Annotated in this window: 14 protein-coding genes; 8 read left to right on the plus strand and 6 right to left on the minus strand. The window is 72.1% G+C overall.

Going from position 1 to position 19046, the window contains the following annotated elements:
• Positions 1-148: 148 nt before the first annotated feature.
• Positions 149-3205, plus strand: a complete 3057-nt coding sequence (locus tag D9V36_RS34340; RefSeq protein ID WP_129297196.1) for an NPCBM/NEW2 domain-containing protein — start codon at positions 149-151, stop codon at positions 3203-3205.
• An 89-nt stretch (positions 3206-3294) separates the two neighbouring features.
• On the opposite strand, the gene D9V36_RS34345 is transcribed toward D9V36_RS34340, so the two are convergent.
• On the minus strand, positions 3295-4455 hold the full coding sequence (locus tag D9V36_RS34345; RefSeq protein ID WP_129297197.1) for a PAC2 family protein: 1161 nt from the start codon (positions 4453-4455) through the stop codon (positions 3295-3297).
• A 262-nt stretch (positions 4456-4717) separates the two neighbouring features.
• Here D9V36_RS34345 and D9V36_RS34350 point away from each other — a divergent pair, with 262 nt between their 5' ends.
• The 7 genes from D9V36_RS34350 (at position 4718) to D9V36_RS34380 (ending at position 12727) form a co-directional block, all read left to right on the plus strand.
• Positions 4718-6061: an enolase C-terminal domain-like protein gene (locus tag D9V36_RS34350; protein WP_129298887.1), complete on the plus strand. Its 1344-nt coding sequence runs from the start codon at positions 4718-4720 to the stop codon at positions 6059-6061.
• Entirely contained in the window at positions 6058-6870 is an 813-nt protein-coding gene (locus D9V36_RS34355) for an SDR family NAD(P)-dependent oxidoreductase (protein ID WP_129297198.1), read from the plus strand. Before D9V36_RS34350 ends, D9V36_RS34355 begins: the two co-directional genes overlap by 4 nt.
• A gap of 147 nt (positions 6871-7017) precedes the next feature.
• Complete coding sequence (locus D9V36_RS34360) at positions 7018-8049, plus strand: sugar ABC transporter substrate-binding protein (protein ID WP_129298888.1); 1032 nt, start codon at positions 7018-7020, stop codon at positions 8047-8049.
• Between the two features lie 2 nt (positions 8050-8051).
• Positions 8052-9719, plus strand: coding sequence for a sugar ABC transporter ATP-binding protein (locus D9V36_RS34365; protein ID WP_431357722.1), 1668 nt, complete (start codon positions 8052-8054; stop codon positions 9717-9719).
• On the plus strand, positions 9716-10747 hold the full coding sequence (locus D9V36_RS34370) for an ABC transporter permease (protein ID WP_129297199.1): 1032 nt from the start codon (positions 9716-9718) through the stop codon (positions 10745-10747). The genes D9V36_RS34365 and D9V36_RS34370 overlap by 4 nt, the downstream gene beginning before the upstream one ends.
• Positions 10748-10785: 38 nt before the next feature.
• The gene (locus tag D9V36_RS34375) at positions 10786-11757 is read left to right on the plus strand and encodes an aldo/keto reductase (protein ID WP_129298890.1); all 972 of its coding nucleotides are present in this window, start codon (positions 10786-10788) and stop codon (positions 11755-11757) included.
• Between the two features lie 112 nt (positions 11758-11869).
• Positions 11870-12727, plus strand: coding sequence for an amidohydrolase family protein (locus tag D9V36_RS34380; RefSeq protein WP_129297200.1), 858 nt, complete (start codon positions 11870-11872; stop codon positions 12725-12727).
• 101 nt (positions 12728-12828) lie between these two features.
• Here the strand turns inward: D9V36_RS34380 and D9V36_RS34385 are convergent, their stop codons facing one another.
• The 5 genes from D9V36_RS34385 to D9V36_RS34405 form a co-directional block, all read right to left on the minus strand.
• Positions 12829-13500: a FadR/GntR family transcriptional regulator gene (locus tag D9V36_RS34385; RefSeq protein ID WP_129297201.1), complete on the minus strand. Its 672-nt coding sequence runs from the start codon at positions 13498-13500 to the stop codon at positions 12829-12831.
• A 292-nt stretch (positions 13501-13792) separates the two neighbouring features.
• The gene (locus tag D9V36_RS34390) at positions 13793-15397 is read right to left on the minus strand and encodes a glycerol-3-phosphate dehydrogenase/oxidase (protein WP_129297202.1); all 1605 of its coding nucleotides are present in this window, start codon (positions 15395-15397) and stop codon (positions 13793-13795) included.
• Between the two features lie 2 nt (positions 15398-15399).
• Entirely contained in the window at positions 15400-16950 is a 1551-nt protein-coding gene (gene glpK, locus D9V36_RS34395) for a glycerol kinase GlpK (RefSeq protein WP_129297203.1), read from the minus strand.
• Between the two features lie 49 nt (positions 16951-16999).
• Positions 17000-17788: an MIP/aquaporin family protein gene (locus D9V36_RS34400; protein ID WP_129297204.1), complete on the minus strand. Its 789-nt coding sequence runs from the start codon at positions 17786-17788 to the stop codon at positions 17000-17002.
• A 229-nt stretch (positions 17789-18017) separates the two neighbouring features.
• Positions 18018-18782, minus strand: a complete 765-nt coding sequence (locus tag D9V36_RS34405) for an IclR family transcriptional regulator (protein ID WP_129297205.1) — start codon at positions 18780-18782, stop codon at positions 18018-18020.
• Between the last annotated feature and the right edge of the window lie 264 nt (positions 18783-19046).

A 19046-nucleotide genomic window follows, 5' to 3' on the forward strand; every position in this document is an offset into this window, starting at 1 on the left:
GTCCTCAGGGGCGCCCTCGCCGGCCGGCGGGGGCGCCCCTCTTGTCATGGTTCCGGCGTGCCCGCCGGCCGGCGGGCACGCAGAAATCCAGCAACCCGGCCCAAGAGTCCATGGTGGCGCGGTCCGGGCGCGGACTAGAGCTGCGGGCATGAGGAAACCAACAGGACTGCGGGTGGCGGTCGTTGCCGCGCTGCTCGGGATCGTGGCGGCCGTCGCGGGCCCGGCGGGCAGCGTACGGGCGGACGGCCGCGCACCCGACCGGACCGTCGGCGACATCACCGGCTTTGCCGCGGACGGCCCCGGCTACCGTCTGCACGCGGGCCCGGCCGAGGCACGCGTCAGCTTTGTGACGGACCGGACCTTCCGCATCGAACTCGCCCCGGACGGCACCTTCACCGACCCGACCGGCAAGGACATCGTGCTGCCCCAGGGCGCGCCGCCCGTCACCCACTGGCGGGACGCCGGCGACGCCTACGAACTCAGCACCTCGCAGGTCACCCTGAAGGCCTTCAAGGCGCCGCTCCGCTTCGAACTGCGGCGGGCCGACGGCTCGTTGGTGTGGTCCGAGGCGAAGGGCCTGAGCTGGGACGACACGACCACCACCCAGACCCTGGCGCGCGGCGGCGAGGAGCAGTTCTACGGCGCAGGGATGCAGAACGGGCGCGGCAACACCTCACACCGCGGCCACACCGTCGAGGTCGGTGTCGACTACCACTGGGACGACGGCGGACACCCCAACTCCGTCCCGTTCTACCTCTCGTCCGCGGGCTACGGGGTCTTCCGCAATACGTACGCGCCCAATACGTACGTCTTCGGTCAGCCGGTGACGACGCGCGCCAAGGAACGGCGGTTCGACGCCTACTACTTCGCCGGGCCGAGCACCAAGGACGTCATCGGCCAGTACACCTCGCTGACCGGAAAGCCGTTCCTGCCGCCGCTGTACGGCCTGGAGATGGGTGATTCCGACTGCTATCTGCACAATGCGAACCGGGGGGAGCGGCACACCCTCGACGCCCTGAAGATCGCCGACGGCTACACCGCGCACGACCTTCCCAACGGCTGGATGCTGGTCAACGACGGCTACGGCTGCGGCTACGAGAACCTGGCGGAGACCTCCCAGGGTCTCGGCGAGCGGAAGATGAAGCTGGGGCTGTGGACCGAGGACGGCATCGGCAAGCTCGCCGACCAGGTCAAGGCGGGCCAGCGGATAGCCAAACTGGATGTCGCCTGGGTCGGCGACGGCTACAAGTTCGCCCTGGACGGCTGCAAGGACGCCTACCGGGGCATCGAGGACAACAGCGATGCCAGGGGCTTCACCTGGGCCCCCGAGAGCTGGTCCGGCGCCCAGCGCTGCGGGGTCCAGTGGTCCGGCGACCAGAGCGGCACCTGGGACTACATCCGCTGGCAGATACCCACCTACGCGGGCGCGACGATGTCCGGACTCGCCTACACGACCGGCGATGTGGACGGCATCTTCGGCGGCAGTCCCCGCACCTACGTCCGTGACCTGCAGTGGAAGTCCTTCCTCCCGGCGATGATGACGATGGACGGCTGGGCGGACAGCGACAAACAGCCCTACCGCCAAGGCGAGCCGTACACCTCCATCAACCGGAAGTACCTGAAGCTCAAGGAGTCGCTGCTGCCGTACATGTACTCCTACGCGGCCGAGGCGACCCGGACCGGCGTCGGGCCGGTGCGGCCGCTGTCGCTCGAATACCCCGACGACCCGAAGGCCGCCACCGACGCCGCCAAGTACGAGTTCCTGACCGGCCGGGACTTCCTCGTGGCGCCCGTCTACCAGGACACCGGCACCCGCGACGGCATCTACCTCCCGAAGGGCACCTGGGTCGACTACTGGAGTGGACGCACCTACCGGGGACCGGCCACTCTCGACGGCTACAGCGCACCCCTGGACACCCTGCCGCTCTTCGTCAGGGCCGGTGCCGCCGTGCCCATGTGGCCGGGCATCAGGTCGTATCAGGACCGGACCACACACGCGCCGCTCGCCTGGGACGTCTACCCGCAGGGCCGTTCCTCGTTCACCCTCTACGAGGACGACGGGGTGACCCGCGCGCACCGGAACGGCAGCAGCGCCACCCAGCAAGTGCAGGTGGCGGCACCGCGCTCCGGCGGCGGCGACGTACGGATCGGCGTCGGCGCCCTGCGGGGTGCGTACCAGGGCAAGCAGACGGCCCGGCCGTACCGCTTCAGCGTGCACACCGGGGACGCACCGCGCGGCGTCACCCTGGACGGCCGTCCGCTGCGGCGGCTGCCCTCCGCGGGCGCGTTGGAGACGGCGGACGAGGGCTGGTTCCACGACCCGGCCGACCGCGCGGGCGTCGTCCGGATCAAGACCGCCTCCCGCCCCACCGGCCGTGCGTTCACCCTGCTGCTGAAGGGCGCGAGCGCGGTCGGCGGCCGGACCCCGGGCGCGACGGTCGCGGTGGCCACGCCGGGCGGCCAGGAGGTGACCAAGGGCGTGCCGACGGCCGTACGGACGGCGCTCACCGCGGGCACCCGTACGGCACACGGGGTGTCGGTGTCCCTGTCCGCCCCCAAGGGCTGGACCGTCTCTGCGCCGGTGCGCCATGCGCGGATCGCCGCCGGAACCACCCGGCGTGACACGCTGACGCTCACCGCGCCTCCGGACGCCGGGAGCGCGGACCCGGTCACCGTCACCGCGACCGTCCGCTACCGCTCGGCCGGCGCGCCGCGGACGGCGGTGCACCGCTTCGAGGTGCGGGCCGTACCGCCCGCGCCCGCCGCCGACACCTGGGCGAGCGATCTGGAGTGGCTGAGCCAGGCCAATGGCTACGGGCCGGCCGAACGGGACCGCAGCAACGGCGAGTCGGGGGCGGCGGACGGCCATCCGCTCACCCTCGCAGGAAAGACGTACGGCAAGGGCATCGGGACACACGCCGACTCGGACCTGGAGTTCTTCACCGGCGGGCGCTGTACGTCCTTCACCGCGGACGCCGGGATCGACGACGAGATCGCCGACTACGGGCAGGTCGCCTTCTCGGTGGAGGGGGACGGCAAGGTGCTGTGGACCTCACCGAAGCTGACCGGTACTTCGGCACCGGTGGCGGTGGACGTACCGCTCGGGGGCGTCCGGCACGTACGCCTCAAGGTGACCGATACGGACGGCAAGAAGTCCGGTGATCACGGCGACTGGGCGTGGGCGCGCTTCCACTGCTCGGGGTGAGCGGGAACTGCCCTTCCCGCGGCAGGCGCTGCCCTTCCCGTGGCAAGCGCCGCCCCTCCCGTCCCGGCGGGAGGGGCAGCGCGGGGCGCTCAGCTTCCGGCGTCCTCCGGGCCGTCCTCCGGCCGCGCGGAGTCGGCGGGGTCTGCGCCTCCCGACGGGTCTTGCGACGAGCCGGGCGTGTCACCGGAGCCCTTGGTGCCCTTGCCGGTGTCCTTCGTGCCGCCGCCCGTACCGGTGTCCTTCGGCCCCGCGGCGCCGTCGTCGCCGGGCTTGGGCTCCCGCGGTTCCTTGGACGCCGGGCGGGGCGGGCGGTTGCGGCCGCCGGCGGAGTCGCGGAGGTAGGAGCCGTCGCGGCCTTCGGCGAGCCCGCCCTCGGTCGCGACACCGGGCGGGGCCTGCGGGTCACGGCGGCGCAGATAGCGCTCGAACTCGCGGGCGATGGCCTCGCCGGACGCCTCCGGCAGGTCCGCGGTGTCCCGCGCCTCCTCCAGCGACTGGACGTACTCGGCGACCTCGCTGTCCTCAGCCGCCAGCTGGTCCACGCCCAGCTGCCAGGCGCGCGCGTCCTCGCTCAGCTCACCGAGCGGGATACGGACGTCGAGGAGGTCTTCCAGGCGGTTGAGCAGCGCGAGGCTGGCCTTCGGGTTGGGCGGCTGGGACACGTAGTGCGGCACCGCCGCCCACAGGCTCACCGCGGGAACGCCCGCGTGGGTGCAGGCCTCCTGGAGGATGCCGACGATGCCCGTCGGGCCCTCGTAGCGGGACTCCTCCAGGTCCAGGCGGCTCGCGAGTTCCGCGTCGGAGGTGACTCCGCTGACCGGCACCGGCCGGGTGTGCGGGGTGTCGCCGAGCAGCGAGCCCAGGACCACCAGCATCTCCACGCCCAACTCATGGGCGAAGCCGAGGATTTCGTTGCAGAACGAGCGCCAGCGCATGCTGGGCTCGATACCGCGGACCAGGACGAGATCGCGGGTCCGCCCCTTGCCGTTCTTGTCGCCGACGCGGACCACGGAGAGGCGGGTCGTCGGCCAGGTGATCTTGCGTACGCCGCCGTCCAGGAAGACGGTGGGGCGGTTCACCTGGAAGTCGTAGTAGTCCTCCGCGTCCAGCGCGGCGAAGACCTCGCCCTTCCACTCCCGGTCCAGATGCGCGACCGCGGCGGAGGCGGCGTCGCCGGCGTCGTTCCAGCCTTCGAACGCGGCCACCATGACCGGGTCGATCAGCTCGGGCACCCCCTCGAGCTCGATCACCCAGCGCCTCCTTCCGACCGGTCCGGCCGCCTGGGGCGGCCGCCGGCAGCAGTTCCATTTGCGTGCGTTCCCAAGACTACGGCGTCCGTGGTGCCCCTTCGCAGCCCCTTTGCGCGAGGGGGGCGAGATTCATCCGATCTGTTGCGGGGGACGTTCGGTCAACTTCCGTACGGGGTCTGGACGGTGCCCGACGCGTGGGTCTATACATCGGATGACTGGCAGACGTCCGATGTTCTTCCGCAACATCACAGGGGGCATGCCCATGGCTGCGGCCGACACCGTCACCGGGTTCGAGGTCCACGACGTCCGCTTCCCCACCTCGGAGCAGCGCGACGGCTCGGACGCCATGAACCCGGACCCCGACTACTCCGCCGCCTACGTGGTGCTGCACACCGGCAGCGGACCGCGGGGCCACGGCCTCTGCTTCACGATAGGGCGCGGCAACGATGTCATGGCAGCCGCGATCCGGTCCCTCGCCCCGTACGTCGTGGGCCGCCCCGTACCCGCCACCGCCGCCGCTCTCGCCGCACTCCACCACGACCTCACCCATGACTCCCAGCTGCGCTGGCTCGGCCCCGAGAAGGGCGTGATGCAGATGGCGGCCGGCGCCGTGGTCAACGCCGCCTGGGACCTGGCCGCCGCCCGGGCGGGCCTGCCGGTGTGGGAGTTCCTCGCCGCGCTGACGCCCGAGGAGCTGGTCTCCCTCGTCGACTTCCGCTACCTCTCCGACGCCCTCACCCCGGCCGAGGCGCTGGCGATCCTGCGTGCCGCGGCGCCCGGCCGGGCCGAGCGCGCCGCCCGCCTCAAGGCCGAGGGCTACCCCGCGTACACCACCTCGCCCGGCTGGCTCGGCTACGACGACGCCAAGCTGGTGCGGCTGGCGAAGAGGGCGGTGGCCGAGGGATTCGGCCAGATCAAGCTGAAGGTGGGCGCCGACCTCGACGACGACAAGCGGCGGCTGCGGCTGGCGAGGGACGCGGTCGGCCCCGGCGTACGGATCGCCGTCGACGCCAACCAGCGCTGGGACGTGGCCGAGGCGGTCCGCTGGATGACCGCGCTCGCGCCGTACGCCCCGCACTGGATCGAGGAACCGACCAGCCCGGACGACGTGCTGGGGCATGCCGCGGTGCGCTCCGGCCAGCCCGTGAAGGTCGCCACCGGCGAGCACGTCGCCAACCGGGTGGTCTTCAAACAGCTGCTGCAGGCCGGCGCCGTGGACTTCGTCCAGATCGACGCGGCGCGGGTGGCCGGGGTCAACGAGAACCTGGCGATCCTCCTGCTGGCCGCGAAGTACGGCGTGCCGGTGTGCCCGCACGCCGGCGGGGTCGGGCTGTGCGAGCTGGTGCAGCATCTGGCGATGTTCGACTACGTCGCGGTGTCCGGGAGTTGGGAGGACCGGGTGATCGAGTACGTCGACCATCTGCACGACCACTTCAGCGATCCCGTCGTCGTCGAGCGCGGCCGCTACCGCGCCCCGGCCGCGCCCGGTTTCTCGGCCCGGATGAAACCGGCGTCGATCGCCGCCCACCGCTTCCCCGACGGGCCGGTGTGGCGCGCCCGCCGCTCCCCGCGCAGCCGGCACGGCGAACAGGAGGTCTCCGCATGAGTTCCGCACCGCTGAGTTCCGCACCGCACCACGCCCGGCCGCCGGCCGACTTCGCGGGGATGGCCGCGCTCGTCACCGGCGGCGGCTCCGGCATCGGCGCGGCCACCGCGGCCCTGCTGCTGGCGCGCGGCGCCCAGGTCGCCGTCCTGGACCGGGACCCCTCCGGCGCGCCCCCCGGGACCATCCCGGTCACGGCCGATGTCACCTCCGACGCCGCGGTACGCGCCGCCGTCGCCGAAGCGGTGGGGGAGCTGGGCGCCCTGCACACCCTCGTCGGCAACGCCGGCATCGGCGCCGTCGGCACGGTCGAGGACAACGACGACGCGGAGTGGGCCCGGGTCCTGGACGTGAACGTGCTGGGCCTGGTGCGCACCGCCCGGGCCGCGCTCCCGGCGCTGCGCCGCACCGCGGCCGGCGCCCCGGGCCGGGTCTCCGTCACCCACACCTGTTCCATCGCCGCCACCGCCGGCCTGCCGCAGCGCGCCCTCTACAGCGCCGCCAAGGGCGCGGTCCTCTCGCTGACCCTCGCGATGGCCGCGGATCACCTCCGGGAGGGCATCCGCGTCAACTGCGTCAACCCCGGCACCACCGACACCCCATGGGTCGGGCGGCTGCTGGAGCGGGCCGACGATCCGGACGCCGAACGTGCCGCCCTCAACGCCCGCCAGCCGATGGGCCGGATGGTCACCGCGGACGAAGTGGCCGCCGGCATCGCCTCCTTGGCGTCCCCGGCCGCCTCCGGCATCACCGGGACGGCGCTCGCCGTGGACGGGGGGATGCAGGGGCTGCGGCTGCGGCCCGCCACCTGACCGGCCGTGACCCGTATTCGTATCCGGTCACGACGGCTGTCCGGCCCGACCCCTGTCCGCTCCGACCCCTGTCCGGTGACGACCCGCATCCGGCCCGGCCCGTACAGCGCCCCGCACCAGCCGCACACCACGACCGAGGGACCGTCCATGAGACTGCGTACGACCGGCGCGGCGGCCTGTGCCGCGCTGCTCGCCACCGCCGCGCTCGCCGGCTGCAACCGCGGCAGCGACATGGCGGGCGGCAGGATCGGCATCGACCTGCCCCGTACGGACACCGACTTCTGGAACTCCTACCAGCAGTACCTGGAAAAGGACCTGGACCACGGCGGACCGGCCGCGCTGCCGCTGTCCAACTCGCAGAACGACATCGGCAAGGTCGTCGCCAATGTGCAGGCGCTGACCGACCAGGGCGCCAAGGCCATCGTCATGGCACCGCAGGACACCGGGGCCATCGCCGAGGCGCTGCGGCGCCTGGCGGCGAAGAAGATCCCGGTGGTGAGCGTCGACACCCGCCCCGACCAGGGCACGGTCTACATGGTCGTACGCGCCGACAACCGCGCCTACGGCGAGAAGTCCTGCGACTACCTGGGCAGGAAACTGGGCGGCAGGGGCCGGGTCGCCGAACTCCAGGGCGACCTCAGCTCGATCAACGGGCGGGACCGCTCCGAGGCCTTCGCGGCCTGCATGAAGAAGAAGTTCCCGAAGATCACGGTGCATGAGCTGGCCACCGACTGGAAGGGCGAGGTCGCCTCCGGCAAGCTGCAGAGCCTGCTCGCCCAGCACCCGGACGTGGACGGCATCTATCTGCAGGCCGGCGGCGCCTTCCTGCAGCCGACGCTCGCCCTCCTGCAGCAGAAGAAGCTCCTGCGGCCGGCCGGCACCCACGGGCACATCACCATCATCTCCAACGACGGCATCCCGGACGAACTGGACGCGATTCGCGCCGGAAAGATCGACGCCACCCTCTCCCAGCCCGCCGACCTCTACGCCGAGTACGCGCTGTACTACGCCAGGGCCGGCCTGGAAGGGAAGACCTTCACACCGGGCCCCACCGGCCACGGCTCGACCATTGTGAAGATCAAGAACGGTCTGGAGGACCAGCTGCCGGCGCCCCTGGTCACCAAGGACACGGTGGACGACCCGAAACTGTGGGCCAACCAGCTCGGGAAGAAGAAGTAGCGGTGTCGGCGGACGAGCGCGCGGTGGCGGAGGAAGGGACCGGGCCGGCGGCGGACGGGCCCGCGGCGGCGGTGCACGCCGAGGGGATCGTCAAGCGCTACGGCCCCACCGTCGCCCTCGACGGCGCCCACCTGACCGTACGCCCCGGAGAGGCGCACGCCCTCGTCGGCCGTAACGGCGCGGGGAAATCCACGCTGGTGTCCGTGCTGACCGGCATGGCACGCCCGGACGCCGGCCGGATCACCTTTGACGGCGTGCCCGCCCCCGGCTGGGGCGACACCGCCGCCTGGCAGCGCAAGGCCGCCTGCGTGCACCATAAGCCGATGACGGTCCCGGAGCTGACCGTCGCGGAGAACCTTTACCTGGGCCGCTTCCAGGGCGGGCACACCATCCGCTGGCGGGCGCTGCGCGAGAGGGCCCGCGAACTGCTCGCCGGGTACGGCGTGGAGGTCGACCCGGCCGCCCGGATCAAGGAACTCGGCGTCGAGCAGCGGCAGTTCGTGGAGATTGCCCGCGCGCTGTCCTTCGGCGCCCGGCTGATCATCCTCGACGAGCCCACCGCCCGGCTGGACGCCGCCGGCATCGACCGGCTCTTCGCCAGACTGCGGGAGCTGCGCGACCGGGGAGTGGCCTTCCTGTTCATCTCGCACCACCTCCAGGAGGTCCACGAGCTGTGCGACACCGTCACCGTCTTCCGTGACGCCCGGCATGTGCTGACCGCGCCCGTCCCGGGGCTGGCCAAGGACGCGCTGGTGGCGGCGATGACGGGCGAGGAGGCGGGCCCCGCGCACCGGCCGCGGACGGCCGCGCGCCCGCCCGGCGAGCCGGTGCTGCGCACCCAGCAGCTGGCCGCCGCAGGGCACTTCGCGCCGCTCGACCTGACCGTACGGGCCGGCGAGGTGGTGGGACTCGCGGGCGCCACGGCCAGTGGCACCACCGCGATCGGACGGACGCTGGCGGGGCTGCGCGCCCCCGACGGCGGCCGGATCACGGTGCGCGGGCGGCCGGTCCGTACGGGCAGCGTGCCGCACGCCCTCGCCGCGGGCATCGGTTACGTCCCCGAGGACCGGCACCACGAAGGGCTCGTCCCGGGCCGCAGCGTCGCCGAGAACGCCACCCTCACCGTCACCGGCCGGCTCGGGCCGGTGGGCACCGTACTGCCCTCCCGGACCCGCGCGTTCGCCCGCAGGATGATCGCGGCCCTCGACATCAAGGCCACCGGGCCCGGCCAGCCGGTGTCCGGGCTCTCCGGCGGCAACCAGCAGAAGGTCGTGATTGCCCGTGCGCTGGCCCGCGAGCCCGCCGTGCTGGTCGCCGTCCGGCCCACCAACGGCGTCGACGTCAAGTCCAAGGACGCGCTGCTGAACGTCGTACGGGAGGTCGCGGACGGTGGCAGCGGCGCCCTGATCGTCTCCGACGAGCTGGACGACCTGCGGGTCTGTGACCGGGTGCTGGCGTTCTTCCACGGCCGGGTGACCGCCGAATTCGCCGCCGGCTGGCGCGATCACGAACTCGTCGCCGCGATGGAGGGCATGCCGGCCGGCGCGGACGCCGCGCCCGCCCCGTCCGGCACGGGCCGCGACCCCGCGCACGGGGCCCGGAACACGCACGGGGCCCGGAACACGCACGGGGCCCGGAACACGCACGGAACGGAAGGGACCGCGCCATGACCGAGACCGTATCGCCGCCGGCCACCGACCTGGCCGAGCGCCCGCCGCGCCGCCGGCCCCGGACCGGTCCGGCCCGCTGGCGGGATCTCTCCCTGGTGCCGGTGATCTTTGTGCTGGGCGTCATCGGCTTCATCGTGTCGCCCGCGTTCCTCACCCGGGACAACCTCGTCGGCGTCATCCAGCAGTCCACGGAGCTGGGCCTGCTGGTGCTCGGCGAGGCGCTCGTCCTGATCAGCGGGCGGATGGACCTGTCGCTGGAGTCCACCATCGGCCTGGCACCGGTGGTCGCCCTGTGGCTGGTGATGCCCGCACACGGCGGCCGCTTCGCCGGGCTGGAACTCTTCCCCACTTGGTCCGCGATCCCGCTCTGCCTGGCCGTGGGCGCGGCGGTCGGCGCGGCCAACGGCTTCCTCATCCTCACCCTGCGGGTCAACGGCTTCATCACCACCCTCGGCATGCTCACCATGCTCCGCGGCCTGCAGGTGGGCCTCTCGGAGGGCCGGTCCATCGGCGATGTCCCGGCGTCCTTCGCCTACTTGGGCCAGGCCGACTGGCTGGGCATCCCGGCCGCCGTCTGGATCTGCCTCGCCCTCTTCGCGCTCGGCGGCGCGGCCCTCGGCTACCTCCGGCACGGGCGGGCGCTGTACGCCATCGGCGGCAACCCGGAGGCGGCCCGCGCGGCCGGCATCCGGGTGGACCGCCTCACCTGGATCGTGCTGACCGTCGGCGGACTGCTCGCCGCGTTCGCCGGCATCCTCTACACCGGCCACTACGGCGCGGTCTCCGCGAGCCAGGGCAACGGCTGGATCTTCCAGGTCTTCGCCGCCGCGGTGATCGGCGGCATCAGCCTCAAGGGCGGCCGGGGCACCCTCTTCGGCGCGCTCACCGGCGTCCTCACGCTCCAGCTCGTCATCAATGTGATGACCCTGGGCGGTGTGCCACCGCTGTGGACCCAGTTCCTCAACGGTATGATCATCATCGTCGCGCTGGTCATCTCCCGGTTCACCAGCGGCGAGAAGCAGGACTGAGGCCCGCCGTGGACCGTCCCCCGCAGGGGCCGAGGGAGCTGGGACGGACCGGTGTCACTGTCCCGCGCCTGGGCCTGGGCTGCGCGCCGCTCGGCAACCTCTACCGCGCCATCCCCGACGAGCAGGCGCAGCGCGTCGTCCACACCGCCCTCGCGACCGGCGCGAGCTACTTCGACACCGCACCGCACTACGGCGTGGGCCTGTCCGAGGAACGCCTCGGCCGGGCGCTGCGCGGCCGCGACCGCGCCGCCTACACCCTCTCCACCAAGGTCGGCCGCCGGCTGCGACCGCTCGCGCCGGGGGAGCGGGCGGCCGGCGAGGGCTTTGTGGACACCCCCGCCCGGGCCCGGGTACGGGACCTGACCCGCGACGGCATCCGCGCCACGCTGGACGCGTCCCTGCAGCGGCTCGGCGTGGACGCCGTCGACATCGTCTACCTCCACGACGTCGAGGACCACCTGCGCGAGGTGTACGAGACCGGCTTCCCGGCCCTTGCCGAGCTGCGCGCCGAGGGCAGGGTGCGCGCCATCGGCTTCGGCATGAACCACAGCGGGCTGCTGGCCCGCCTGGTCGCCGACCTGGACGTGGACGTGGTGCTCTGCGCCGGCCGCTGGACCCTGCTGGAGCGCACCGCCTTCGACGATCTGCTGCCGGAGTGCGAGCGCCGCGGCACCTCGGTGGTCGTCGGCGGCGTCTACAACTCCGGTCTGCTGGCGAACCCGTCGCCCGGCGCGCCCTACAACTACGCTCCCGCGCCGCCGGTGCTCCTCGACCGGGCACGTCAACTCGACGCCGTCTGCGCACAGTTCGGTATTCCCCTCAAGGCCGCCGCGCTCCGGTTCCCCTTCGGGCACCGTGCCGTCGCCTCCGCGGTCGTCGGTGCCGCCGGTCCCGAGGAGATGGCCGAGAATGCCGCGCTGTTCACCCGTCACATCCCGGACGAGCTGTGGCATACGCTCGTCGCCCGCGGCCTGCTCGACCCCGATCTGCCGCTGCCCCTGCACGACTGAGCCCTACGCCGATGCCGATGCCGACGCCGACGCCGGCGACGCCGGGCCCGTCGACGACCCCGAGTCCGACGGCCCCGAGTCCGCCGCACCCGACCCCTGGAGCGCGCCCCTGATGCGTATCGACGCCCATCACCACCTGTGGGATCCGGCCCGGCGCGCGCAGCCGTGGATGGACGGGCCGTGGGCCGACCCGATCCGCCGCGGCTATGCGCTGAGCGACCTCACCCCGCATCTGGCCGCGCACGGCCTCGACGGCACGATCCTCGTCCAGTCGTCGTCCTCGTACGAGGAGACCGCCGAACTGCTCACCCTGACGGCAGGGGAGGGGCCGGTCACCGGTGTCGTCGGCTGGGCCGACCTCCGCGATCCGGCGCTCGCCCGGGCCCTCGCGGCGCTGCCCGCCGGCCTGGTGGGCATCCGGCACCAGGTGCAGGACGAACCGGACCCCGAGTGGCTGCTCCGCCCGGACGTGCTCCGGGGCCTGGGCACCGTGGCCGACGCCGGGCTGGTCTACGACCTGCTGGTCACCCCGCGCGAACTGCCCGCCGCACACGCCGCCGTACGCGCCCTTCCCCAGCTGGCCTTCGTGCTGGACCACGCCGCCAAACCGGCGGTCGCGACCGGGGAGTGGCAGCCCTGGGCCGACGCCCTCACCGCGCTCGCCGGGCTGCCGAACGTCAGCTGCAAACTGTCCGGGCTGGTCACCGAGGCCGACTGGGACGCCTGGCGGCCGCAGCAGATCCTGCCCTATGCCCGGCACGTCCTGGAGGCCTTCGGCCCGGGCCGGGTGATGTTCGGCTCCGACTGGCCGGTGTGCACGCTGGCGGCCGGCTACGAAGACGTCGTGGCGCTCGCGGAGTCGGCGACGGCCCGCCTCGGCCCGGCGGAACGGTCGGACGTCTTCGGGGGAACGGCGGGGCGGGTGTACGGCGTCGGGGCGCCGGCCGGGCAGCGGGAGCCGGGCCGCTGAAGCGGCGTCCGTGATTCCGCCCGGCTGCGGGGCGGCCACCGCCTGCCGAGGGGCGGCAACCGCCGGGCGAGGGGCGGCAACCGCCGGGCGGCGGCCAGGCCTCACAGCGACGCGCGCAACCACTGCTCCACACTGGCGATATGCACCGTCGCCCACGCCCGCGCCGCCTCCGCGTCCCGGTCGCGCAGCGCGCCGAGGATCGCGCGGTGCTCGGTGAGGGTGCGGGCCACCGCGTCCTTCTGCGTCAGCCCCCGCCAGATCCTGGCCCGGGTGGTCGGCCCGGACAGCCCGTCCAGCAGTGAGCAGAGCACGGAGTTGCCGGACGCCGCGACGATCCGGCGGTGGAACTCCAGGTCGCAGGCGACCAGATCCTCCACCGAAGGGCTCGGCCCCAGCGCGTTCAACTGGGCCTCCAGGGAGTTCAGTTCCTCCACGCCTACCCGGCCGGCCGCCATGGCCGTGGCGGCCGGCTCCAGGATCCGGCGGACGGCGAGGAACTCCAGCACGGTGTCGTCGCGGTGGAAGTCCACCACGAAGCTCATGGCCTCCAGCAGGAGTTGCGGATCGAGGCTGGTGACATACGTGCCGTCGCCCTGGCGCACATCCAGGATGCGGATCAGGGAGAGCGCGCGGACCGCCTCGCGCAGCGAGTTGCGGGACAGGCCGAGCTCGGCCGCCAGCTCGCTCTCCTTCGGCAGCCGGTCGCCCGGCCGCAGCGCGCCGGAGATGATCATGCCCTTGATCTTTTCGATGGCCTCGTCGGTGACCGCCATGCCGACCTCCCCGTTCGCACCCGCCCGGATACCGCCGCCCGGATACCGCCGCCCGGATACCGCTGCTCGGATGCCGACACCCGGGTACCGCCGCCCGGATGCCGTCACAGACATCCGATGTCTGAGCCCATTATGGCCCGGTACGCCGCCCCCGTCCGCTCCTGTACGCGGTGCCGTCCATGGGTACGACGAAGGGGGCGGCCCCGTGGACCGCCCCCTCGTCCTGCGCTGTACGTCACCGTGAGGCGCCGTCAGCTTTCCGGCCGCCGCCCGCGGCGCCCGGGTGCCGCCGTCAGCCGGCCAGCATGTCCTTCACCTTGGCCCGCACGTCCTCCGTGTCCAGGCCGCGGATCATCAGCGTGGTGCGGCGGCGCAGCACATCGTCGACCGTCTCGGCCCACTCGTTGTCCCGGGCGTAGGCGACCTGCGCCCAGATCTCCGGCGCGTCCGGGTGGATGCGCTCGGCCAGCGCCGGGTTGTCGTTCGCCAGCCGGGCGATGTCGAAGGACAGCGAGCCGTAGTGGGTGGCGAGGTGCCGGGCGGTCTCCGGGGCCATCCGCGGGCCGGGCGTGCCGCCGTCGACGAGCAGCCGGTGCGCCACCGCGTTCGGGTTGGCGATACCGGGCAGCGGGAGCTTCTTCGGCAGGTGCGCGATCGGCTCCATGTCCTCGGCCAGCGGGTGGCCGGGCAGCGCCGCGAGCTTGTTCATGACCGTACGGCCGATGTGCCGGAAGGTCGTCCACTTGCCGCCGGCCACCGACAGCATGCCGCCGCTGCCCTCGGTCACCACCGTCTCGCGCTTGGCCTTGGAGGTGTCGCCGGGGCCGCCGGGCAGCACCCGCAGACCCGCGAAGGAGTACGTGATCAGATCGCGCGACAGCTGCTGGTCGCGGACGGAGAAGGCCGCCTCGTCCAGGATCTGGGCGGTGTCCTTCTCGGTGACCGCGACATCCGCCGGGTCGCCCTCGAACTCCTCGTCCGTGGTGCCCAGCAGCAGCATGTCCTCCCAGGGGAGGGCGAAGGTGATGCGGTACTTGTCGATCGGGGTGGCCAGCGCGGCCTTCCAGGGGGCGGTGCGCTTGAGGACCAGGTGCGCGCCCTTCGACAGCCGGATGGAGGGGGCCGCGTTCGCGTCCTCCATCTTGCGCAGGTGGTCCACCCACGGGCCGGTGGCGTTGAGCACCAGGCGGGCGTTGACGCCGAACTCCGCGCCCTCCATCCGGTCCTTGAGCTCCGCGCCGGTGACCCGGCCCTGGGTGAAGCGCAGGCCGGTGACCTCGGCGTGGTTGAGGACCGTGGCACCGGCCTCGACCGCCGCACGGACGGTCATCAGGGCCATCCGGGAGTCGTTCATCTGGTCGTCGCCGTACACGGCCACGGCCTTGAGGTTGTCCGTCCGCAGCTCCGGCACGTCACGCTGCGCCTTGGCCGGGGATATGACGTGGCCGACGCCGTCGCCGAACGCGGACAGCGCCGAGTAGGCGAAGACGCCCGCGCCGAGCTTGGCCGCGCCGTGCGGGCCGCCCTTGTAGACGGGCAGGTAGAAGGTCAGGGGGTTGGCCAGGTGCGGTGCCACCTCACGGGACACCGCACGCCGCTCGAAGTGGTTCTCCGCCACCAGCTTGACCGCGCCGGTCTGCAGGTAACGCAGACCGCCGTGGAGCAGCTTGGAGGAGGCGGAGGAGGTGGCGCCGGCGAAGTCACCGGCGTCCACCAGGGCAACCCGCAGTCCGGCCTGAGCGGCGTGCCAGGCGGTGGAGATGCCCAGGATGCCGCCGCCGATCACCAGGAGGTCGTACGTCGCCTTGGAAAGCTGCTCCCGAGTCTCGGCGCGGCTCGCGTGCGAACCACTGGCCGGGTGCGTCCCGAGTGCCGGGGCGCTCTGCAGGGTGCTCATTTTTACTCCTCGACAGTGCTGTCATCGAGCCAGCCCATGGAACGTTCCACAGCCTTGAGCCAGCTCTTGTACTCGCGGTCACGGGTGGCCGCATCCATCCGGGGGGTCCACTCGGCGGCCCGGCGCCAGTTGGCGCGCAGCTCGTCGGTGCTGGACCAGAAGCCGACGGCCAGTCCGGCCGCGTAGGCAGCGCCGAGGCAGGTCGTCTCGGCGACCATCGGGCGCACCACGGGCGCGTCCAGGAAGTCCGAGATGGTCTGCATCAGCAGGTTGTTGGAGGTCATACCGCCGTCGACCTTGAGCGCGGTCAGCTCGACGCCGGAGTCCTTGGTCATGGCGTCGGTGATCTCGCGGGTCTGCCAGGCGGTGGCCTCGAGCACGGCGCGCGCGATGTGCGCCTTGGTGACATAGCGGGTCAGGCCCGCGATGACACCGCGCGCGTCCGAGCGCCAGTAGGGGGCGAACAGGCCGGAGAAGGCCGGCACGAAGTAGGCGCCGCCGTTGTCCTCGACCGTGCTGGCCAGGGTCTCGATCTCGGCCGCGCTGTTGATCAGGCCCATCTGGTCGCGCATCCACTGGACGAGCGAGCCGGTGACGGCGATGGAGCCTTCCAGGGCGTAGACCGGCTCCTGTTCGCCGATGCGGTAGCCGACGGTGGTCAGCAGGCCGTTGTAGGAGTTCACCGGCTCGTGGCCGGTGTTCATCAGCATGAAGGTGCCGGTGCCGTACGTGGACTTGGCCTCGCCCTGCTCGAAGCAGGTCTGGCCGAACAGCGCGGCCTGCTGGTCACCGAGCGCCGAGGCGACCGGGACACCGGCCAGCACGCCGCTGGTGGTGCGGCCGTAGACCTCGGCGGACGACTTGATCTCCGGCAGCACGGCCGCCGGGATCTCCATCGACGTGAGGATCTTCTGGTCCCACTCCAGGCGGTGGAGGTTCATCAGCATGGTGCGCGAGGCGTTGGTGACGTCGGTGACGTGCACGCCGCCGTTGACGCCGCCGGTCAGGTTCCAGATGACCCAGGAGTCCATGGTGCCGAAGAGGATGTCGCCGCGCTCGGCGCGCTCGCGCAGGCCCTCGACGTTGTCGAGCAGCCAGCGGATCTTCGGGCCGGCGAAGTACGAGGCCAGCGGCAGGCCGGTCTCGCGGCGGAAGCGGTCCTGGCCGACGTTGCGGCCGAGCTCCTTGCAGAGCGCGTCGGTGCGGGTGTCCTGCCAGACGATGGCGTTGTGGACCGGCTCACCGGTGGTGCGGTCCCACAGGAGGGTGGTCTCGCGCTGGTTGGTGATACCGATCGCCTTGACGTCGGCGGCGGTGAGACCGGCCTTCTCGACGGCGCTGTCGACGACCTGCTGGACGTTGTTCCAGATCTCGGTGGCGTCGTGCTCGACCCAGCCCGGCTTCGGGAAGATCTGCTCGTGCTCCTTCTGGTCGACCGAGACGATCCGGCCGTCCTTGTCGAAGACGATGCAGCGGCTGGACGTGGTGCCCTGGTCGATGGCCGCGATGAACGGACCGTGGCCGTGCGAGGCGGTGCTGGGGGTGTCGCTCATGGTGTGCTCCAAGAAGTCGGTGCGGGCGGAGTCGGGGCGGTCAGGCGGCTCAGGCGAACGCCACCTGGTAGATACCACCGGCGAGGGCTCCGCCGATGAGCGGGCCGACGACCGGGATCCAGGCGTAGCCCCAGTCTGAACCGCCCTTGTTCCGCAGCGGCAGAAGCGCGTGCACGATGCGCGGGCCGAGGTCGCGGACCGGGTTGATGGCGTACCCGGTCGGACCACCGAGCGACAGGCCGATGCCGGTGACGACCAGCGCGACCAGCAGGGTGCCGATCACGCCGACGCCCTTGCCGTTGTCGCTCAGACCGAGCGTGAGGATCGACAGCACGAGCACGGTGGTGGCGATGATCTCGGTGGCCAGGTTCTGCACCGCGTTCCGGATCTCCGGGCCGGTGGAGAAGATGCCGAGGACCGGTCCGGCCGACGGGGCGGCGGACTGGTCGACCAGTCCCTCCTCGCCGGTGTGGTCGGCCAGCACCTCGGGGTCACTCAGATGGGCCTGGAACTGCCCGTAGTAGGTGATCCACACCAGCACCGCGCCGATCATGGCGCCGAGCATCTCGCCGCCGAAGTAGACCGGCACCTGGCTCCACTCGATGGCGCCCTTGATGGCGAGACCGATGGTGACCGCAGGGTTGAGGTGTGCGCCGGACTTCGCGGCGATGTAGGCACCCGTGAGGACGGCGAAGCCCCACCCGAAGGCGATGGCGACCCATCCGGCGTTGAACGCCTTGGAGCGCTTGAAGGTGACGGCGGCGCAGACGCCACCGCCGAGCAAGATCAGAACAGCGGTACCGATGGTCTCGCTGATGAAGATGTCGGAGCTGGACACCCGCGACTCCTTTGTCCTTCGTCCAGGGGAAGACGAACCCCGGGTCCCGTCCGGTGGTCCGCGCCCTCCGAGAGGGCGGTGGTCGGCCCGCGGCAATGCCCCACCATAGCGAATATTGCCGTTAGGTGTTCGACAATGCCGACCGACGAACGGCAGTTTTGTTCACCGGTAGAACCCCGTCAAGGGTTCCGTGGCGAAAAACTTAGGTGAACTTATGGGGTGAATCAGGTCAGAATCGCCCTGCACCAAGATCCCGGGACACGGCGCGTGCGCAATCCCTCACAGCAGCGATGATTTCCGGCCGCAGATCGCCCTCCTGGCAGACCCTCTCGACCGCCCCCGTGACGCCCACCGCGCCCACCGGCATCCGCCGCCGGTCGTGGATCGGCGCCGCCACCGACGCCACCCCCTCCCAGGTCTCCTCCACATCCGCGGCCCAGCCCCGCGCCCGGATCAGGTCCAGCAGCCGCTCGAAGTCCCCCAGCCCGGTCACCGTGTGCGGGGTGAACGCCGTCCGGTCCGCCTCGACGATCTCGCTGTGCGCCACCGGGTCGTACGCCGAGAGCACCTTGCCCAGCGCCGTGCTGTGCAGCGGGTGCATCGCGCCCACCTCCAGCACCTGCCGGCTGTCGTCCGGACGGAAGACGTGGTGGACGATCAGCACCCCCTGCTGGTGCAGGACGCCCAGGTAGACGGCCTCGCCGCTGGAGCGGGCCAGATCGTCGGTCCATACGAGGGCCCGGGCGCGCAGCTCGTGCACGTCCAGATAGCTGTTGCCCAGCCGCAGCAGCTCCGCGCCCAGCTGGTAGCGGCCGGACGTGGCGTCCTGCTCGACGAAGCCCTCCTGCTGCAGCGTGCGCAGGATCCCGTGGGCGGTGCCCTTGGCCAGTCCCAGTGAGGAGGAGATGTCGGAGAGCCCCAGCCGCCGTTCCCCTCCTGCGAGCAGCCGCAGCATCGCTGCGGCGCGCTCCAGCGACTGGATGGTGCGTGCCATCGGGCAACCTCCGAAGTGAGCGGTTCGACAATGCTGAACGATATCGGTCCATGCCGACTTCGGTCAGCGTTCCGCAACCTTTTGCCGGGCGAACGGAGTCTGCCAACGATCATGGATGGTGCGCGCAGGGGGGTGAGGGGGGCCGAGCGGTGCTGTCCACGGCGTGGAACGGGGAACACGTGTACCGGACCGGCAGCTACGCTGGCCGGGTGCGCCCTCTGAAGGCGGGTGCAAAGCCGACAGCCGTCGCAACCACGGGAGCAT

The sequence above is a fragment of the Streptomyces lydicus genome, assembly GCF_004125265.1.
GTDB lineage: Bacteria > Actinomycetota > Actinomycetes > Streptomycetales > Streptomycetaceae > Streptomyces > Streptomyces lydicus_C.